The following is a 16,487-nucleotide window of genomic DNA, read 5'->3' on the forward strand; positions in this document are numbered from 1 at the left end:
TGACAACATGACTTTACAGTTACAGCATGTCACGAAGAAGTATAAGGATTTTACGGCTGTAGATGGATTGGATTTTACGATTGAAAAAGGTGAAATCTTTGGTCTAATTGGCCAAAATGGTGCGGGGAAAACAACCACTTTCCGTATGATCTTAGATTTACAGGAGACAACAGCAGGTACAATTACATGGAATGGTCAGCCAGTTAATGCGATTAACCGAGATGTCCTAGGATACTTACCAGAGGAAAGAGGTATTTTCCCAACGATGAAAGTCGAGGAGCAGTTATACTTTTTTGGTGAGTTACGTGGGATGAAAAAGGCGGAGCTGAAAAAGGAAATTGATTTTTGGATTCAACGTTTTGAGCTGGAGGAAAAACGTAAAGATAAGGCTGAAACGCTATCAAAGGGAAACCAGCAAAAAGTACAGCTTATTGCCAGCTTTATCCATAAACCTGAATTTTTAATTTTAGATGAACCGTTTAGTGGATTGGACCCGGTTAATAAAGACTTATTAAAGGATGCCATTCTCCTTTTAAAGGAACAGGGTACAACCATTTTGTTCTCTAGTCACCAAATGGATAATGTTGAGGAACTTTGTGATCACTTATGCCTATTAAAAAGAGGTGTTTCGTTATTCTCTGGTAGTCTACTAGATTTAAAGAAGCAATATGGCAAAACAAAACTGGCCGTAAGAACAGATTGGTCAACCACACAGCTATTGGCGTTAGAAGGCGTCAAGGAAGTACGTGTAGAGAAGGAACAAACCGTTCTTACATTAGTGGATGAAAGCTATGCCCAAAGTATTTTTGAGCAGCTTTCCAATGGGAAGTATATCGAAAAATTCAGCTTGGATTATTTATCATTAGATGAAATCTTTAAAGATAAGGTAGGTGGCAATGTTGTCGAAGTTTAATTTATTAATGAAACAATTATATAAATCAAAAATAAAATCAAAATCCTTTATTTTAATGACATGTTTATATGTACTTGTAATGTCTGTAGCTGTTTTCTGGTCTGAAATTAAAGAGCTTTTTACAGGTGATGATGAAGCACAGCAAATTGCCATTATCAATGATACGTCCGCTGATTTAAGTGGTATCTTTGTTTCCAATGGGGACATGGCTTTTATCCAAGATGAAAAGGATATACCGGCACTTGAAAAAAAGGTAAAGGACGGCAAGCTAGATGCCATTGTGACAATTAAGGATCAAGGCGGTCAGCTACAAGCAGAAATTGCTACGTTTACACCATTGAAATTAAACGATCAATCGACATTGTCATCCTTATTGCAATATGCTGGTCAGCACTATGCGGTTCAGCAATTATCACTATCACCTGAACAGGCAGCACAAATTATGGCCGCTCAAACGACGATTTCCACTAAAAACTTAAATGAGGAATCAACGGGTGGGAAAAGTGAAGAAGAAAAGCAATCAGGCTTAGTTGTTTCCTATGCAGTTGGGATTTTAATTTATTTCTTTATTTCTACATTCCTATCTATGATTACGACTGAAATTGCCTCTGAAAAAGGCTCACGAGCAATGGAAATGCTTTTAGTAAGTGTCAAGCCAACTACTCATTTTAAAGCAAAAATTGCAGGTGTATTATTACTCGCTTTAACACAGATGGGTATTCTTGCAGCAGTATTCTTCATCTATGCTAAACTCGTAAAAGGCGGAATTGTTTGGGATATGGCGGCTAACATTGTCAAAGAGCTGTCAGTTGGTTACGTTATCTATGCCATTGTATTCTTATTGCTAACGGTTATCCTATATCTTATCATTGGCGCATTATTCGGCTCATTAGTATCGAAAGTTGAAGAAGCAGGTCAAGTATTAATGCCGGCCATGATTATTACGATTATCGGCTTCTATGTCATGCTAACAGGGATGGGTAATCCAGATACAATCATCATTAAAATATTCTCTTATATCCCGTTAACATCAGGAATGATTATGCCAATGAGGATAGGTGCTACAGATATCGGGGGTATAGTGCCATTGCTATCTCTAGGTATTTTAATCGCAACGATTATAGTCGTGTACCTATTTAGTTTATCGTTCTATAAACGCAGTGTACTGACATATAGCTCAGGCGGTGTCATTCAAAAAATAAAAACAGTATTAAAGGTAACAACTTAAGTGTTAAGCAGCTACACGATGATGTAGCTGCTTTTGGTCGTTCCATACCAATGATAGAAAACAATGTAAAGGAATTTGCGTAATCAGTCGAATTTTGTTTAGAAAGAAGCTATAATTTAAAAAAGAGCAGAAATTGGTTTTGTCTTTCATCGTAATGAAACCTTTTTCCAAGGTAATCGTAAGTAAATTGTAGAGATAAATTGCAGGGGGTAAAACGTATGTCTGAATTCAACAATGATCTTTTAAAATCCAAGGACCCATTCGCTTCTGAAAATCCTTTATTACAGCCTAATCCACTTATGCAACAAGAGCCTGAACAAAAGCCGGTACTTGTTTCTGAGCAAGAGCTATCACAAATTGCGCAAAACCAGCTTATGCTAAAGAAAGATCCAGAGGTTCATGCACTTGCTCAACGCATTGATGTTAAAGATCAAATCGCCATGCTAGAGCTTGGTAAGGAAACAGCAAGTGGCATTTCTACTTTTTCAGATAAAATGCTGGCTACTATGAAGTCCAGCAAACTAGAAGAATCGAGTGTCCTATTAAATAATTTGAATAAAATTATGGATAAATTTGATCCTCAAGATTTTTCAGAGGAGAAAAAGGGTGGCTTCATCTCCAAGCTCTTTAATAAAGGAAAAGAGCAATTGGAAAGATTCCTATCTAAATATGACAGCATGAATAAGGAAGTAGATGTGATTTACCGTGAAATTCAAAAATATGAAGGTGAAATGAAGCGTAATACAATTGATCTTGAAAATCTATATGATCAAAATTTAAATTACTTCCAATCTTTAAGTAAATTTGTTGCTGCAATTGAAGTAAAGATAGAAGATGTTCGTTCAACATTACCAGCCCTTGAGCAAAAGGCTCAAACTGGCGATCAATTAGCAGCAATGGAATATGAAACAATGCTACGTGCAGTGGAATTATTAGAGCAACGTCGCTATGATTTAGAAATGGCGCAGCAAGTATCATTCCAATCCGCACCTCAAATACGTTTAATGCAACAAGGTAATAACCATTTAATTGCGAAAATTAACTCAGCCTTTGTGACGACAATCCCTATTTTCAAACAAGGTTTAATTCATGCAGTTACTTTAAAGCGTCAAAAGCTTATTTCCGATTCTATGAGTGAGCTAGATCGTCGTACGAATGAAATGCTCGTGCGTAATGCTGAAAACATTAGTAAAAACAGCGTGAATATTGCACGTGCTGCAGGCAGCCCAAGCATAAAAATTGAAACAATTGAAACAACATGGCAAACGATTATGACTGGTATTCAAGAAACAAAGCAAATTCAAGCTGAAACAGCCAGAAGTCGTGAAGAGGGTCGTAAACGTATTGAACGTTTGCAATTAGAATATGAAAAATTGAAAAAAATGTAATAATGGAAGCTTCTTGTAGAAAACGTTGCAAGAAGCTTTTTTATTTGTATGTGTTATATGTTCTTTGACAAAAAGTAAAATACTGATTATGATAAAATTAAATGAGAATGATTATCAAATAAAAAAGGAAGCGAACAGATGTTATACAAAGCTTTACGATTACATGAAATAATTCGTGGAGGAGTGAAATGATGACCAATAAAATAAGTTCCTCTACATTGTCGTATGAGCCTTTTGAAGATGGAACGCTTGCTCTTAGCGCAGCTGAAACTTTAATGCTTATTCCACAAAGCCGTTATTTAGAGTTATTGCAAAAAGAAAAAGTGTACAGTGCTAGACATACCGATTTAGATAAAAAGCAAAATGGAATAGAACAAGAATGCAAAATATTAAAAAAACAAAATGCAGCACTTACAGAGGACTTGCAAAAATCAAAGCAGCAAAACATAGTCCTTCAAAAAAAAGTAACGGAATATAATTGCGTGGTAGAGGAAATGCAGGTGCTACGACAACAAAATACGGAGCTACTAATTGAATTAAGTAAATATACGTCTTTGTCGAGGGAGTCACTAACAGGACCACTTAAGTCAATGATAAAAAATATGCGAGAGCAGGGGGTTGGCATAAAGGAAATTCATATACGCATCAAACGCCAAATCAATCCAGATATTAGCTATAGTACAGTGCGCAAATATATCTCCGAGCTAGAATCAGAGCAGAAGGATGGACGGTGATAGAAGTAGTTAAGAAATTTGGCATTTACAGTTGCCACTCAAAGCCCTATAATGAGTCTATTCTTTAACTAGTTTAACATTATGTGAGGTCGCTATTGATTTCACTAAGAGTAGGAGCGTTAGTGGCAATGTCAAATGAGAAAAAAGGGGTTTTGGCGGCATTTTTTGCCTATGCCTTTTGGGGTGCCTTTCCTCTCTATTGGAAACTACTTGAACATGTACCAAGTATGGAGATTTTATTATCCCGAGTGATTTGGTCGTTTGTCTTTACTGTACTGGCTGTCATCGTATTTCGAATGCGTAAAGACCTTATAGCGGACTTAAAATATTTATGGTCACATCAAAAGCATTTCTGGCAGCTTGCGGGTGCTTCCTTCGTCATTTCAATGAACTGGTACTTGTATATTTGGGCAGTTACCCATAACCATTTAATTGAAACAAGCTTAGGCTATTATATAAATCCGCTCTTGTCTGTTATTTTTGGAGTGATTTTCTTTAAAGAATCGCTAAGTCGCGCACAATGGGTAGCGACAGGAATTGCCTTTCTGGCCGTTATTATTTTAACGATTAGTTATGGCTCTGTGCCATGGGTAGCACTGTTAATTGCGCTATCTTTTGCTATATACGGCGTATTGAAGAAGAAAATTACACTGGATGCTACAAGAGGATTAGCTATTGAAACATTATTGATCCTACCATTTGCCTTAGGCTATTATGTTTATCTATTTTCAACCCATCAAGCTTCGTTTTTACATGTTGACGTAAAAACAGATATTTTGATGATTTTCAGTGGTTTAGTAACAGCTGTACCACTCATCCTATTTGCAAAAGGTGCACAAAATATTCCATTATATTTATTGGGCTTTATCCAATACGTTTCACCAACCATTGTTTTGATTTTGGGTATTGTACTGTACAAAGAGCCATTTAGTCAGACAGAGCTTTTAGCATTTAGCATCATTTGGGCAGCATTATTACTATTCTCAGGTTCCAAGATTATAGAAACGAGAAAAGCCCATCATAAATCAGTAGACTTGTAGAATTTTCTACAAGTCTTTTTTCTTATTTGCACAATATTGAGCCGCACCTTTACAATTTAGTCAGCATATAGTAAGATGATGTCAATAATTAGATAACAATGATATAAAATGAGAGGTGCTTTTTGTGAGTGCGGTAGGTTCTAACTAGGTAAAAATTAAATGAAATAAATGATATGGCGACAGGGGATATATGTCATGAACAGACCCCTTATTTGGTCATGGATTTATTTCAAAACCTATGTAGATACCTACAATACTTTATCAAGCGGTGCATATATGGATGAAACTTCAGAAAATGAGGTTTTATTTGTAGTGCTATGAACACTCGCCTTTTGAAGATAGAGCTGTGGGGATTCCTCACAGCTTTTTTTATTTTGTTTAACACTTCATTGCTATCTAATATTGGGTAGGTATCTTCATGAATGATAAAAATCAGAATGAGGAGCATAAATAAATGAATTTTACTACTCTTGAGAAGTTACAATACCAAGAATTAAAAGATATCGTTAAATCCTATTGTGTAAGTGGGTTGGGGAAACAGTTATTAGATAAATTAATGCCCAGCTCAAACTTAGCAATTGTAAAAACTCGCTTGAATGAAACAACTGAGGCCCGTGTAATCGTAGATGCGGAGGGTCATGTACCATTTTTAGGTGTATCCAATATTGAGCATATCATGACCAAACTGGCAAAAGGGATGATCTTGGACCCCAGTGAGCTCATCAGCATGTCGGACTTTTTAAGAGGCTGTCGTAACATTAAAAAATTCATGTTAGATAAAGAATTTTTTGCGCCAGTTCTTTCATCTTACGCGAATTCAATGGCCGAATTTAAAAATGTGGAGGAAGAAATAAACTTTGCTATAAAAGCTAATCGTGTCGATTCAGCTGCTAGTCGAGAATTAAAGCGGATTCGTCATCATATCGAAACGACAGAGGAAAAAATAAAAGAACGCTTAACAAAATTCCTCAACAACAGTGCCAACAAAACGTATATACAGGAGTTCTTTATTAGTCAAAAGGATGATCGCTATACGATTCCAATTAAGGCTTCCTATAAAAATCATGTACAGGGGACGATAGTGGAAATCTCCTCAAAAGGGGCAACCGTTTTTATGGAGCCAAGTATTGTGGCTAAATTAAATGGAGAATTAGCTACTTTAAAGGCTGAAGAAGCGGTGGAGGAGTATCAGATATTAGCATCTTTATCAGGGCTTTTAATGGATCATCTTCACGCCCTCCGTATAAATATGGAGTTGATTAGCCAATATGATATGGTCTTTGCTAAAGCAAAATTTAGTAAACAAATTGGTGGCATGGAGCCACGCTTAAATGATTATGGCTACATTCAAGTAATCAATGGCAGACATCCTTTATTACCAGGAAACGCTGTACCACTTCAATTTACGATAGGGAAAGATTACAGGAGCTTAATTATTACTGGACCAAATGCTGGTGGCAAGACGGTCGTGTTGAAAACAATTGGCTTATTAACATTGGCGACAATGTCAGGCTTTCATATTGTGGCAGATGAGGGCACTGAATTGGCTATATTCGATCATATCTTTGTTGATATAGGTGACAATCAAAGTATGGAAAATGCGTTAAGTACGTTTTCATCCCATATGAAAAATCTCTCCGACATTATGAGAGCATCCAATAATCATACACTATTAATATTGGATGAGATCGGCAGTGGTACTGAGCCGAATGAGGGTGCAGCACTGGCTATTGCGATTTTAGAAGAGTTCTATCAAATGGGCTGTATCACAGTAGCGACAACACATTACGGAGAAATTAAACGATTTTCAGAGATGCACCCAGACTTTATGAATGCAGCTATGCGATTTAATAGTGAAACATTAGAGCCTTTGTATCAGTTAATGATTGGCACGTCTGGAGAGAGTAATGCACTTTGGATTTCTAAAAAAATGAATGTCCGTGCAGAGGTTTTACAACGAGCGCAAGATTATATGAATCATAAGGATTATCAGCTGACTCGTGTGCAGGATAGTAAAATTCGAAAGCCGAAAGTAGAGAAAGCTGGCAGGGCAGCCATCATTGAATTTGCCAAGGGGGACCGAGTGAAATTATTGGATCATGATGATGTCGGGCTTGTTTATCAAGAAATGAATCAGTTCTATAATGTCACTGTGTACTATAAGGGTGAGATGCTAGAAGTTCATGTGAAACGACTTGCATTAGAGCTACCGGCAACCGAACTATACCCTGAAGGATATGATCTTGAGACTTTATTTGTCGACTATCAAGAACGTAAGCTTCAGCATGATATAGAGCGTGGTTCCAAAAAAGCATTGCGCAAAATTCATAAGCAAATAAAAGAAGATCATCAGCAGTAAGAACAAGGGATTGCACGAAGTAGTGCAATCCCTTTACTAGTAGGAATTAGAATCAATTTGTGCCCTAATTGTCATATAGACTTCTTCAATTTTGCGTTTATAAGGTAAATCAACTAAATCCAGTGAATCAGTGTAAGCCATTTTCGCAATGTCATAGGCGGTTGTAAGTTCCCCGAAATGTGCATAGCAAAGGGCCTTATAGGAAAAGCATTCATTTAAGCCTAAAATATCATATGGATGGCTGACAAAATTAGGTGCTTTTTGAAAATGCTCAAATACAGCTCTAGCCTCCTCATAACGACCGAGTAAATATAGGGACTTTCCTTTTTCCGCATAATAATAGTTTGAATCCAAAATATCTAAATCCTCATGCTTCAACTTATTAAAGCTCTCAATTTCGATTAATGCCTGCTCATAATTAAACATGTAATTATTATTATAATGTGCTCGTAAAATAAAGATGAAAGCATCTACTAGTGCGCGCTCAGCAAAAGCCCGATATTGCTCCAGCTTCATAAACATATGCTCTGCTTGTTCAAAGTCATGGTCAATCATCGCGCAATACGCTCCTATACGATACATATCATCAATTTTATAAAACAGCTGATTTTTATGAGCATTCGTAATCGTCTCGTTTATTAATTTTTTCCCTTCTTCATGTTCTCCGATGGCAAGCTGTAAAATGCTTGTATAATACGCCATTAATAAAGCGTCACGAGAATCAAGCTGATAATCCTCTTGTTTGATAATTTCTTGTGCCTGTAAAATACAGGCATAGGCCAGGTCATATTGACGTTTTCCCGCTAATATGGACATTTGCAGGATGAATGTTTTGAACCAATGGCTAAGTAAATTAATTTCTTTAAAGATAGTGCGCGCTTGTAGGAGGGATGTTTCCCATGAAGTTAATCCTGCTTCATACTGTGTGACAGCGTATATATACAATAAACGGCCTGCTTCATAACTATGAGGAAGTCCCTCGACTGATGGCTTGATTAAATCAACAATTTCTTGATAGCGAACTATGTCTCCCCATTTTACCTCTGCAAATAAAATTTCCACCTGCTCTAAAAGTGAACGAATGGATGAGGGTGCTACTTCTTCGAGTAATTCACTAGCCTTGACACCTAACCGTTCAGCAATATAGTCCAGGCTTTCCATAGAGGGCTTGGCCTTTTCATTTTCTATTTGACTTAGCATTCCTTTTGTTAGACGATCACCGGCAAGCGCCTCTAATGTTAATTTTTTTTCTTTCCTTAATTTGCGAATTCGTGCGCCTAGAGAGTTCACTGCCTCGCCTCCTTTTGTTTAATTATATTAAACTTTTTCTTGCGTGAAAAGAGGAAGCTATGGTATATTTTGTTTAATAAAATTAAACTTTTTAATTCAACTAAAAAATGGAGGGGTTTTTAAGATGAATGAAACGGAGAAATTAAGAAAGGCGACCTATCATTTATGGACTTTTACAGCGAGTAAAATGATTGCCATGTTAGGGGCAAATGTCATGGCGTTTGGTTTTAGCCTGTATATATTAGCCATGACAGGGTCAGCCATGAGCTTTGCGACCAATATGATTTGTTCTGTGTTACCTCGTGCTCTTGTAGCACCCTTGGCAGGTTATGTAGCGGATAATTTTTCAAAAAAACGAACGATTTTATTAGCACAGGCAGGAACCATTTTGACCGTAGGGGGATTACTGATTTATACAGAAACGGTAGGGATGTCGGTTTATGCTATTTACATAGCTACAGTCTTTAATACAATATGTTCCGCATTTTCTGGGGTCACGTTTTCATCTGCAATTGCTACACTTGTAAATCCAGAACGTTTACAGCGCGCGATGTCATTTAATCAATTATCAATGTCGGTGGCTGCCATTGGGGGACCAGTCATTGGCGGCATGATGTATGGATTTTTCAATATTGATATATTTTTAATGGTAAATATTGTAGCGTATATCATGGCGTTTTGCTTAGAGGCAACAATGGATTTTAAACTCTATAGTACTAGAGGGGAAGATGTGAAGAAGGAGAAGGTGTGGGAAGGGCTTAAAGGTGGCTTCCATTATATTAAACAACGAAAAGTTATAAAAACAATCATGTGGGTGGCATTATGGATTAATCTATTTTTTTCTGCGATTGCCGTTGGAGGAACATATATTATTATTGAATTGCTGAAAGTAAAATCAACGCATTTTGGTTTTATAGAGGCATCAGGAGCAGCAGGTATGCTGATAGCCTCTCTTTATTTTGCAACAAGACCAGAAGTCAAAGCGCCATTACGTTTCTCAAAAATAAGCTTATTACTGTTAGCAGGTAGTCTCGCCTTAGCAATCATTCCGTTAGTCACGAATTTTTCCTATATCGCGATTGTAATTTTCTACCTAATCATTTACTTTATTTTTGCCATTTTTGAAATGGGGATAAATATGCCAATAGGGGTGTATATGCAAAAAATCATCTCAGAAGAATTCCGCGGACGCGTTTTCGGTCTAATGGAAACAATGGCAATGTCTATGATGCCAATTGGTATGGTTGTTTATGGCGTATTATATGATGCAATACCGGCCACAATCATTTTACCTGTTACGAGTGTCATTATCATTACCATTTCACTTGTGATGCTACGCACTTCCATTTTAAAAGAAGCACATCCAGAGTATTATGAAAAAGAAGGCATAACAAAAAGTGTCCCTCATTCAACAACATAAATGCATGTCTGACTATAGACAAAAGGTATCGTGACGTAAATGCTCGATACCTTTTGTCATTTTTTACTATAGGAGTATTATTAAGTACCTGCCATAGTAGAGATCAAAGGCTTTACTTTATTAATGGGCTTAACGATCCTCAATGACGATATAGGTAGCTTGAATCGGGCCATGTACACCAACGATTAAAATCATTTCGATATCTGCTGAGTTACTAGGACCTGTAATGAAATTAATACAGGAAGGAATTTTCTCTCCGTTGTTGATTTTTTCACGAATCCACCGTGCTGCTTGTGTCATACGAGGCACCATTGTACTTTTTGGGATTAAAATGATCGATTTTTCTGGTAAGAAGCTAATACTTCTTCCTTGATCTCTACTGCTAAAAAGTACAGCCGTCCCAGATTCAGCAAGTGTCATCTCGCTAATAGTAATGCCTATATTGGCTTTTTCTGCATGTAGGATATTTTCCTGTGGTTGCTGTGAATTCCATTCATAGTACTGAATATTAGACTGTGGCCATTTTTCTGTCATTAATTCAGATAGTCCGAATTCTTGAAATCGCTCGTCCCTAGAACTAATGATGGATTGTCCGCCATATTGGTCCACAACAGATTGCAAATCTTGAGAAAGCTTGGCACAATTGGAAATCACAATATTCGTATGAATATTGGCGCATTGTTTCATGAAAATCTCTAGTAATTCGTCTCTCGTGGCATCTTTTAATGTACGATTTTGTGGTTGATACTGCCACGTGGGGCGTGGAAGCGTTGTAATAGGGGAACGCCCTAACTGCTGTGCAATGTTTGCTAAAAAATTCTCTCGATGCTGAATGGTACCAGTCATGATTCCTCATCTCCTTTTGTGCGGTGCTTCATCCAATTTCGGAAACTGTTTTTATTCGGTGCAGGGAAATCCCGTGCTTCAGTCCATGCTTTTAAAGGACCTGGACCTTTAGTAATCGTATGGTCATTCGTGAAGGGAGCCATTGCAGGAGCGGCCATTTTTGTAGCCATCTTATACAAGGTAGGGGAGGATGCTCCTAAGCCAAATGCCTTCATTAGTAGCTTTTCGGAAACGGGTGCTTTGCCTTCATTTTCAACAATGACCTGACGATGTCTATGAATAAGCTGATGTAAAGGTATTTTTACAGGGCAAGCATCCGTACAGGCACCACATAGCGTTGAGGCATAGGGGAGCTCTTTAAAATCATCATAGCCTCCTAATAACGGAGAGAGTACTACACCAAGCGGACCCGAGTAGATAGAGCCATACGTATGCCCACCGACATGACGATAAACAGGGCAAGCATTGACACAGGCGGCACAGCGAATGCATTGTAAGATAGGCTGAAATTCGCCACCAAGAATGGCTGAGCGACCATTATCCACTATGACTAAATGGAATTCCTCAGGCCCATCTGTATCACCCTCGTCTTTAATTCCTGTAAGCGTAGTAATATAGCTTGTCAGCTTTTGCCCTACAGCACTACGTGTTAATAAGCTTACGAGAACCTCCATTTCTTCAAAGGTAGGAACAATTCTTTCCATTCCCATTACAGTGACTTGAGTTTTTGGCAGAGCCGTAACTAAATCAGCATTGCCTTCATTGGTGACTAGCGTAATCGATCCACTTTCAGCAATGGCAAAATTACAGCCTGTTATACCGATATCGGCAGTTAAATATTCATCGCGTAGTTTTTCACGCACATAAAGAGCAAGCTCCTCGGGCTTTTCCGATTGAGTGTAGCCCTGTTTTGCTTTAAACACATCTCGAATTTGCTCCTTATTTTTATGCAGAGCAGGAGCTACAATATGGGATGGGGGCTCGTGATCAGCAACTTGCAAAATGTATTCACCTAAGTCCGTTTCGATCACTTCACAGCCTAGTTCCTCTAATGCAGCATTAAGGTTTATTTCCTCGGTTACCATCGATTTTGACTTCACAATTTTAGCAGCATTTTTCTTTTTCGCAATATCTTGAATATAGGCTGTTGCTTCTTGTGCAGTTTGAGCAAAGAAAACATGTCCGCCTCTTTTGGCAACATTGTCACTTAATTGGTATAGATAATAATCAAGATTTTCTAAAACATGTTTCCGTATTTCCTCTCCATGTGAACGCCATTCCTCCCAATCTCCAAGTTCCTGAGTTTGTTGTAGACGACGTGTTTGAAAGCGGTCCTGAGCTCTGGAAACAGCGCTACGCATAAATTGATTTTCAAGCTCTTTTGTGACACGGTCCTGAAAGCGATTATTACTAGTTTTCATGGCCATGAATGTTCCTCCTTCTATCGGCAATTTAAAACCTCTGCAATGTGCATTACTTTAATTGGCTTTCCTTGGCGATGAATACGACCACCCATATTGATTAAACAGCCAGCATCTGCTCCGATTAAATAATCCGCCCCTGTCTCTTCTACATGGTGGACCTTTTCTTGAACCATTTCGCCAGATATATTGCCCATTTTGACAGAGAATGTGCCACCAAACCCACAGCACCTATCTTTTCCTGGGAGCTCCACATACTGCAAACCATCGACATTTTGTAATAACTTTATAGGAGCCTCATTCACTCCAAGGAGGCGAGTCATATGGCAGGAAGTATGGTATGTAGCTTTGCCCTCTAAATGGGCTCCAACATCCTCTATCTTTAATACATGGACAATAAATTCAGTAAACTCATACGTTTTGGCTGCCAATGCCTTTGCTTTTGATGCCCATAGAGGGTCTCCCTTAAAAATCTCTGGATATTCCTTAAACATATAAACACAAGAACCAGAGGGGGAGACGACGTAATCAGCATGCTCGAAGGCAGTAATCATTCTTTTCATCGCATTTTTGGATTCTTTCACATAGCCACTATTATAGGCGGGCTGTCCACAGCAAATTTGTTGCTCAGGAAAATCAATTTCACAGCCAAGTCTTTCTAACACTTCCACAACAGATTTCCCTATATCTCCCTGAAACATATCCACTAGGCAAGTAGCAAAGAGAGTTACTTTCATATGCATCGCTCCTTTTTATAAACAACAGGTCATCAGATGACTTTTGGTTATATGTATCATACTACAAACTTTTCAAAGAAAGAAGATGTTTTGATGGAATTTTCAGAAAAAATAAAACAACCTAGTCGAGAGCTAGGCTGTTTTAAAGCAGGTTGGATTCCGTTGTTTCAAAATATTGTAATAGAACCTTTTCAACATTGCTTAAATGAGAGGTCATCGCCTGTTTGGCCAATTCTTCATTTTGCTGTTGAATAGCAAGGAAGATTTTCATATGTTCCTCATATAGTTGCTCGCTTGTTGTTTTTTTAGAGTACAACCAAATGCGGCGTGTTTCTTTCATTGTATCAATCATCAGCCCAGAAATTTGATCTAGAATGGTAGCAAGTAGGGGGTTTTGGGAGGCAGTTGCAATTGCCACATGAAATTGATAATCCACTTTTTCACCAAGTTCACCATCCCCATGGGCTTGCTTCATATTATCTAAGATTTGAACCATTACTTGAATATCCTGTTCTGTACGGTTGTTTGCGGCACTCGCAGCTGCGCCTACCTCAATGATTTTGCGAACTTCTAATAAACGGGCAATATCAAGTTTATTCGATAACATGGCTGTAGATAATGGAAAATCGAGTCTGTTTGGAGGCACACTCTTTACAAAAGTCCCTGAGCCTTGTTTGATTTCAATCAATCCCATTGCCTTTAAGGCAGAAAGCGCCTCTCGCACAGCGGAACGGCTAACTTGCAATTGTTCAGCAAGCTGTTCAACCGAGTCCAGTCGATCACCCGGCTTTAAAACACCACCTCTTATTTTTTCATGCAAAACTTCGGACACTTCTTCATAGATTTTTTTAGGTTTTATTTTTTTTAATTCCAAGGAGCTACACCTCTTTTTTCAATCAAATGCGCGTTTGTTATGAATATTATACATGAAGATCAGATAATTACTCCTGAATAGTGTATAAAAAACGGTGCATTGGCTAAAAAAATGAGATAGGTAAGCTTATTTAAAAATGTAGAATAATGGCGAATTTTGTTGACAGAAAATCAACAGCGGCGCATAATGCAGAAGTAGCTTATTAAGCTTTTTATATGTTTGGGAGGACTTTTCAGAAATCTCATCATTTTGCCATGAAACGTTCACAATCAGGAAGGGCGCAATTTATCAGTTTTTTTGGTACGATGGTTGCAGTAACTGTAAGGAGCGATCGAAAAATATGGGAACAGATATTAACGTATTTTTAGCTTTTGGTGCAGGGTTTCTAAGTTTTATTTCACCATGTACCCTCCCATTGTATCCAGCATTTTTATCGTACATAACTGGTATGACATTAGATGAGCTAAAATCAGAAAAAGGGATGCTACAAAAGCGTGCCATTTTCCACACACTATTCTTTTTACTAGGATTTTCAATTATTTTTATTATTATCGGACTAAGTGCCTCCTATGCGGCAGAGTTTTTCCTGAATTATCAAACTTTACTACGTCAGGTTGGTGCCATTTTAATCGTAGTATTTGGTTTAATGATTGTTGGATTGCTACAAATTGATTTCCTCATGAAGGATCGGAAGTTTCAATTTAAAAATCGACCATCTGGCTATTTGGGATCTGTTTTAATTGGTATTGCCTTTGCGGCAGGATGGACACCATGTACAGGACCAATTTTAGCTTCTATTATAATGTTGGCTAGTACAAACCCAGGCGCGGGCTTTAGCTATATGTTCGCCTATTATTTAGGGTTCGCAATCCCATTCTTTGTGTTATCGTTCTTTATTTCACGAATGACTTGGATTCGCACACATAGCCAAAAAATCGTGAAAATCGGTGGTTATATCATGATTGCCGTGGGTATCTTGTTATTCTTTGATGGATTAACGTATATTACTCGTATATTACAGCCTATTTTCGGTGGATTTACAGGCTTTTAATTTGTTAAACTAAAGAGGCATACCGTACTTTAACGTGGAGGGAGATGAACATGTGCCTACAGTTTTAGTAGTGGATGATACGCTATTTATGCGTGTTGCAATCAGTAATATGTTTTCAGAATGGGGTTATGACGTAGTAGGTAAGGCAGCAAATGGTAAAGAAGCTGTGGCTATGTATCGAGAGTTACAACCAGATTTAGTAACAATGGATGTAACGATGCCCGTTATGACTGGTATTGCGGCGGTAAAAAAAATTATCCCAGAATTTCCAAATGCAAAAATAATTATGGTAACAGCATTAGGCCAACAAAAGTTAATTGTAGAAGCGATTGAAAGTGGGGCGAAAGATTTTATTACCAAGCCCTTTGAGCCAGAAAGATTAAGAGCCGTGGCTGACCAATTACTTGGTCAAAATTGCTAATTTGACATTAGAGGAGGATCTTTTATGTTGAGCAATATCCCTTCTCACTATTATGTTATTGGGTCGACCATTATGGCCATTCTAATGGGTAGCTTTGTCATGGTTATACGTATGAGAGCTTCCAAAATGCCAACAAATGAGAAGAAAATTATTATTCCGCCCATCGCGATGTCTTCTGGTGCACTCATGTTTTTATTTGAACAATTCCGAGTACCACCGATGCAAATATTAGAAGCAGCCGCTGTAGGAATGGTGTTCTCGACAATTTTAATTGCCACTTCCAAATTTGAAGTGAAAGGTCGAGATATTTATTTAAAACGTTCAAAAGCATTCGTTTTTATATTATTTGGTTTATTAATATTCCGAGTAGTGGCTAAAATGGTTCTAAGCAGCTCCATCGATGTTGGTGAATTAGCAGGCATGTTCTGGATCCTAGCCTTCGCCATGTTAGTACCTTGGCGAATTGCCATGTTAATCCAGTTTAAAAAAATCAAAAAAACGATTCCCCAGCTACACTAGTGCTCAAACTAGTGTAGTTTTTTTATGCTTTAAATTCGGGAGGTGGGGCGAATTTGTTATGCATCGTGGAGGGTGAAACGCTCGAATTGACGGATAGGTTGCAGAAGTGGTGGATAGAACGCTCGAATTGACGGATAGGATTGCAAAAGTGGTGGATAGAACGCTCGAATTGACGGATAGGTTGCAGAAGTGGTGGATAGAACGCCCGAAGTGACGGATAGAACTGCAAAAGAGGTGGATAGAACG

General features: G+C 38.0%; 15 protein-coding genes. 10 read left to right on the forward strand and 5 right to left on the reverse strand.

Translation table 11 applies throughout. The annotated features are described in order from the left end of the window. Positions 1 to 7 precede the first annotated feature (7 nt). The 6 genes from ACE1MS_RS08060 to ACE1MS_RS08085 all read left to right on the forward strand — a co-directional run bounded on the left by ACE1MS_RS08060 (position 8) and on the right by ACE1MS_RS08085 (position 7,662). Positions 8 to 913 (forward strand): ABC transporter ATP-binding protein, encoded by a 906-nt coding sequence (locus tag ACE1MS_RS08060; RefSeq protein WP_036161280.1) that lies wholly within the window; start codon positions 8 to 10, stop codon positions 911 to 913. Then, on the forward strand, positions 897 to 2,141 hold the full coding sequence (locus tag ACE1MS_RS08065) for an ABC transporter permease (protein ID WP_447402819.1): 1,245 nt from the start codon (positions 897 to 899) through the stop codon (positions 2,139 to 2,141). Before ACE1MS_RS08060 ends, ACE1MS_RS08065 begins: the two co-directional genes overlap by 17 nt. Before the next feature lie 218 nt (positions 2,142 to 2,359). Further along, a complete protein-coding gene (locus ACE1MS_RS08070; RefSeq protein ID WP_036161284.1) occupies positions 2,360 to 3,529 on the forward strand; it encodes a toxic anion resistance protein in 1,170 nt (389 codons plus the stop codon). A 188-nt stretch (positions 3,530 to 3,717) separates the two neighbouring features. Then, positions 3,718 to 4,263 carry a hypothetical protein gene (locus ACE1MS_RS08075; RefSeq protein WP_012293903.1) on the forward strand — a complete coding sequence of 182 codons (546 nt, stop codon included), beginning with the start codon at positions 3,718 to 3,720 and terminating at the stop codon, positions 4,261 to 4,263. A 128-nt stretch (positions 4,264 to 4,391) separates the two neighbouring features. Then, on the forward strand, positions 4,392 to 5,303 hold the full coding sequence (gene rarD / locus ACE1MS_RS08080; protein ID WP_447402820.1) for an EamA family transporter RarD: 912 nt from the start codon (positions 4,392 to 4,394) through the stop codon (positions 5,301 to 5,303). Positions 5,304 to 5,757: 454 nt separating this feature from the next. Next, complete coding sequence (locus ACE1MS_RS08085) at positions 5,758 to 7,662, forward strand: endonuclease MutS2 (RefSeq protein WP_447402821.1); 1,905 nt, start codon at positions 5,758 to 5,760, stop codon at positions 7,660 to 7,662. Between the two features lie 36 nt (positions 7,663 to 7,698). Here the strand turns inward: ACE1MS_RS08085 and ACE1MS_RS08090 are convergent, their stop codons facing one another. Further along, positions 7,699 to 8,952, reverse strand: coding sequence for a helix-turn-helix domain-containing protein (locus ACE1MS_RS08090; protein ID WP_012293907.1), 1,254 nt, complete (start codon positions 8,950 to 8,952; stop codon positions 7,699 to 7,701). 124 nt (positions 8,953 to 9,076) lie between these two features. Here ACE1MS_RS08090 and ACE1MS_RS08095 point away from each other — a divergent pair, with 124 nt between their 5' ends. Further along, positions 9,077 to 10,372 carry an MFS transporter gene (locus ACE1MS_RS08095; RefSeq protein ID WP_036167908.1) on the forward strand — a complete coding sequence of 432 codons (1,296 nt, stop codon included), beginning with the start codon at positions 9,077 to 9,079 and terminating at the stop codon, positions 10,370 to 10,372. A gap of 129 nt (positions 10,373 to 10,501) precedes the next feature. On the opposite strand, the gene ACE1MS_RS08100 is transcribed toward ACE1MS_RS08095, so the two are convergent. From ACE1MS_RS08100 to ACE1MS_RS08115, 4 genes are all read right to left on the reverse strand, one after another. Next, on the reverse strand, positions 10,502 to 11,218 hold the full coding sequence (locus ACE1MS_RS08100) for a LutC/YkgG family protein (RefSeq protein WP_031419589.1): 717 nt from the start codon (positions 11,216 to 11,218) through the stop codon (positions 10,502 to 10,504). Next, positions 11,215 to 12,645 carry a LutB/LldF family L-lactate oxidation iron-sulfur protein gene (locus tag ACE1MS_RS08105; RefSeq protein ID WP_012293911.1) on the reverse strand — a complete coding sequence of 477 codons (1,431 nt, stop codon included), beginning with the start codon at positions 12,643 to 12,645 and terminating at the stop codon, positions 11,215 to 11,217. The genes ACE1MS_RS08100 and ACE1MS_RS08105 overlap by 4 nt, the downstream gene beginning before the upstream one ends. A gap of 14 nt (positions 12,646 to 12,659) precedes the next feature. After that, on the reverse strand, positions 12,660 to 13,376 hold the full coding sequence (locus tag ACE1MS_RS08110) for a (Fe-S)-binding protein (protein ID WP_036161289.1): 717 nt from the start codon (positions 13,374 to 13,376) through the stop codon (positions 12,660 to 12,662). Positions 13,377 to 13,518: 142 nt separating this feature from the next. After that, a complete protein-coding gene (locus tag ACE1MS_RS08115; protein ID WP_036161291.1) occupies positions 13,519 to 14,250 on the reverse strand; it encodes a FadR/GntR family transcriptional regulator in 732 nt (243 codons plus the stop codon). Positions 14,251 to 14,590: 340 nt separating this feature from the next. Between ACE1MS_RS08115 and ACE1MS_RS08120 the strand changes: the two genes are divergently transcribed. The 3 genes from ACE1MS_RS08120 to ACE1MS_RS08130 are packed head-to-tail and all read left to right on the forward strand — an operon-like array spanning position 14,591 to position 16,241. Beyond that, positions 14,591 to 15,301, forward strand: a complete 711-nt coding sequence (locus ACE1MS_RS08120) for a cytochrome c biogenesis CcdA family protein (protein WP_031419593.1) — start codon at positions 14,591 to 14,593, stop codon at positions 15,299 to 15,301. A gap of 34 nt (positions 15,302 to 15,335) precedes the next feature. Beyond that, a complete protein-coding gene (locus ACE1MS_RS08125) occupies positions 15,336 to 15,722 on the forward strand; it encodes a response regulator (RefSeq protein ID WP_031419594.1) in 387 nt (128 codons plus the stop codon). A gap of 24 nt (positions 15,723 to 15,746) precedes the next feature. Beyond that, positions 15,747 to 16,241 carry a CcdC family protein gene (locus ACE1MS_RS08130; protein WP_031419595.1) on the forward strand — a complete coding sequence of 165 codons (495 nt, stop codon included), beginning with the start codon at positions 15,747 to 15,749 and terminating at the stop codon, positions 16,239 to 16,241. Positions 16,242 to 16,487 lie beyond the last annotated feature (246 nt).

It is taken from the genome of Lysinibacillus sp. fkY74-1 (assembly GCF_053165895.1).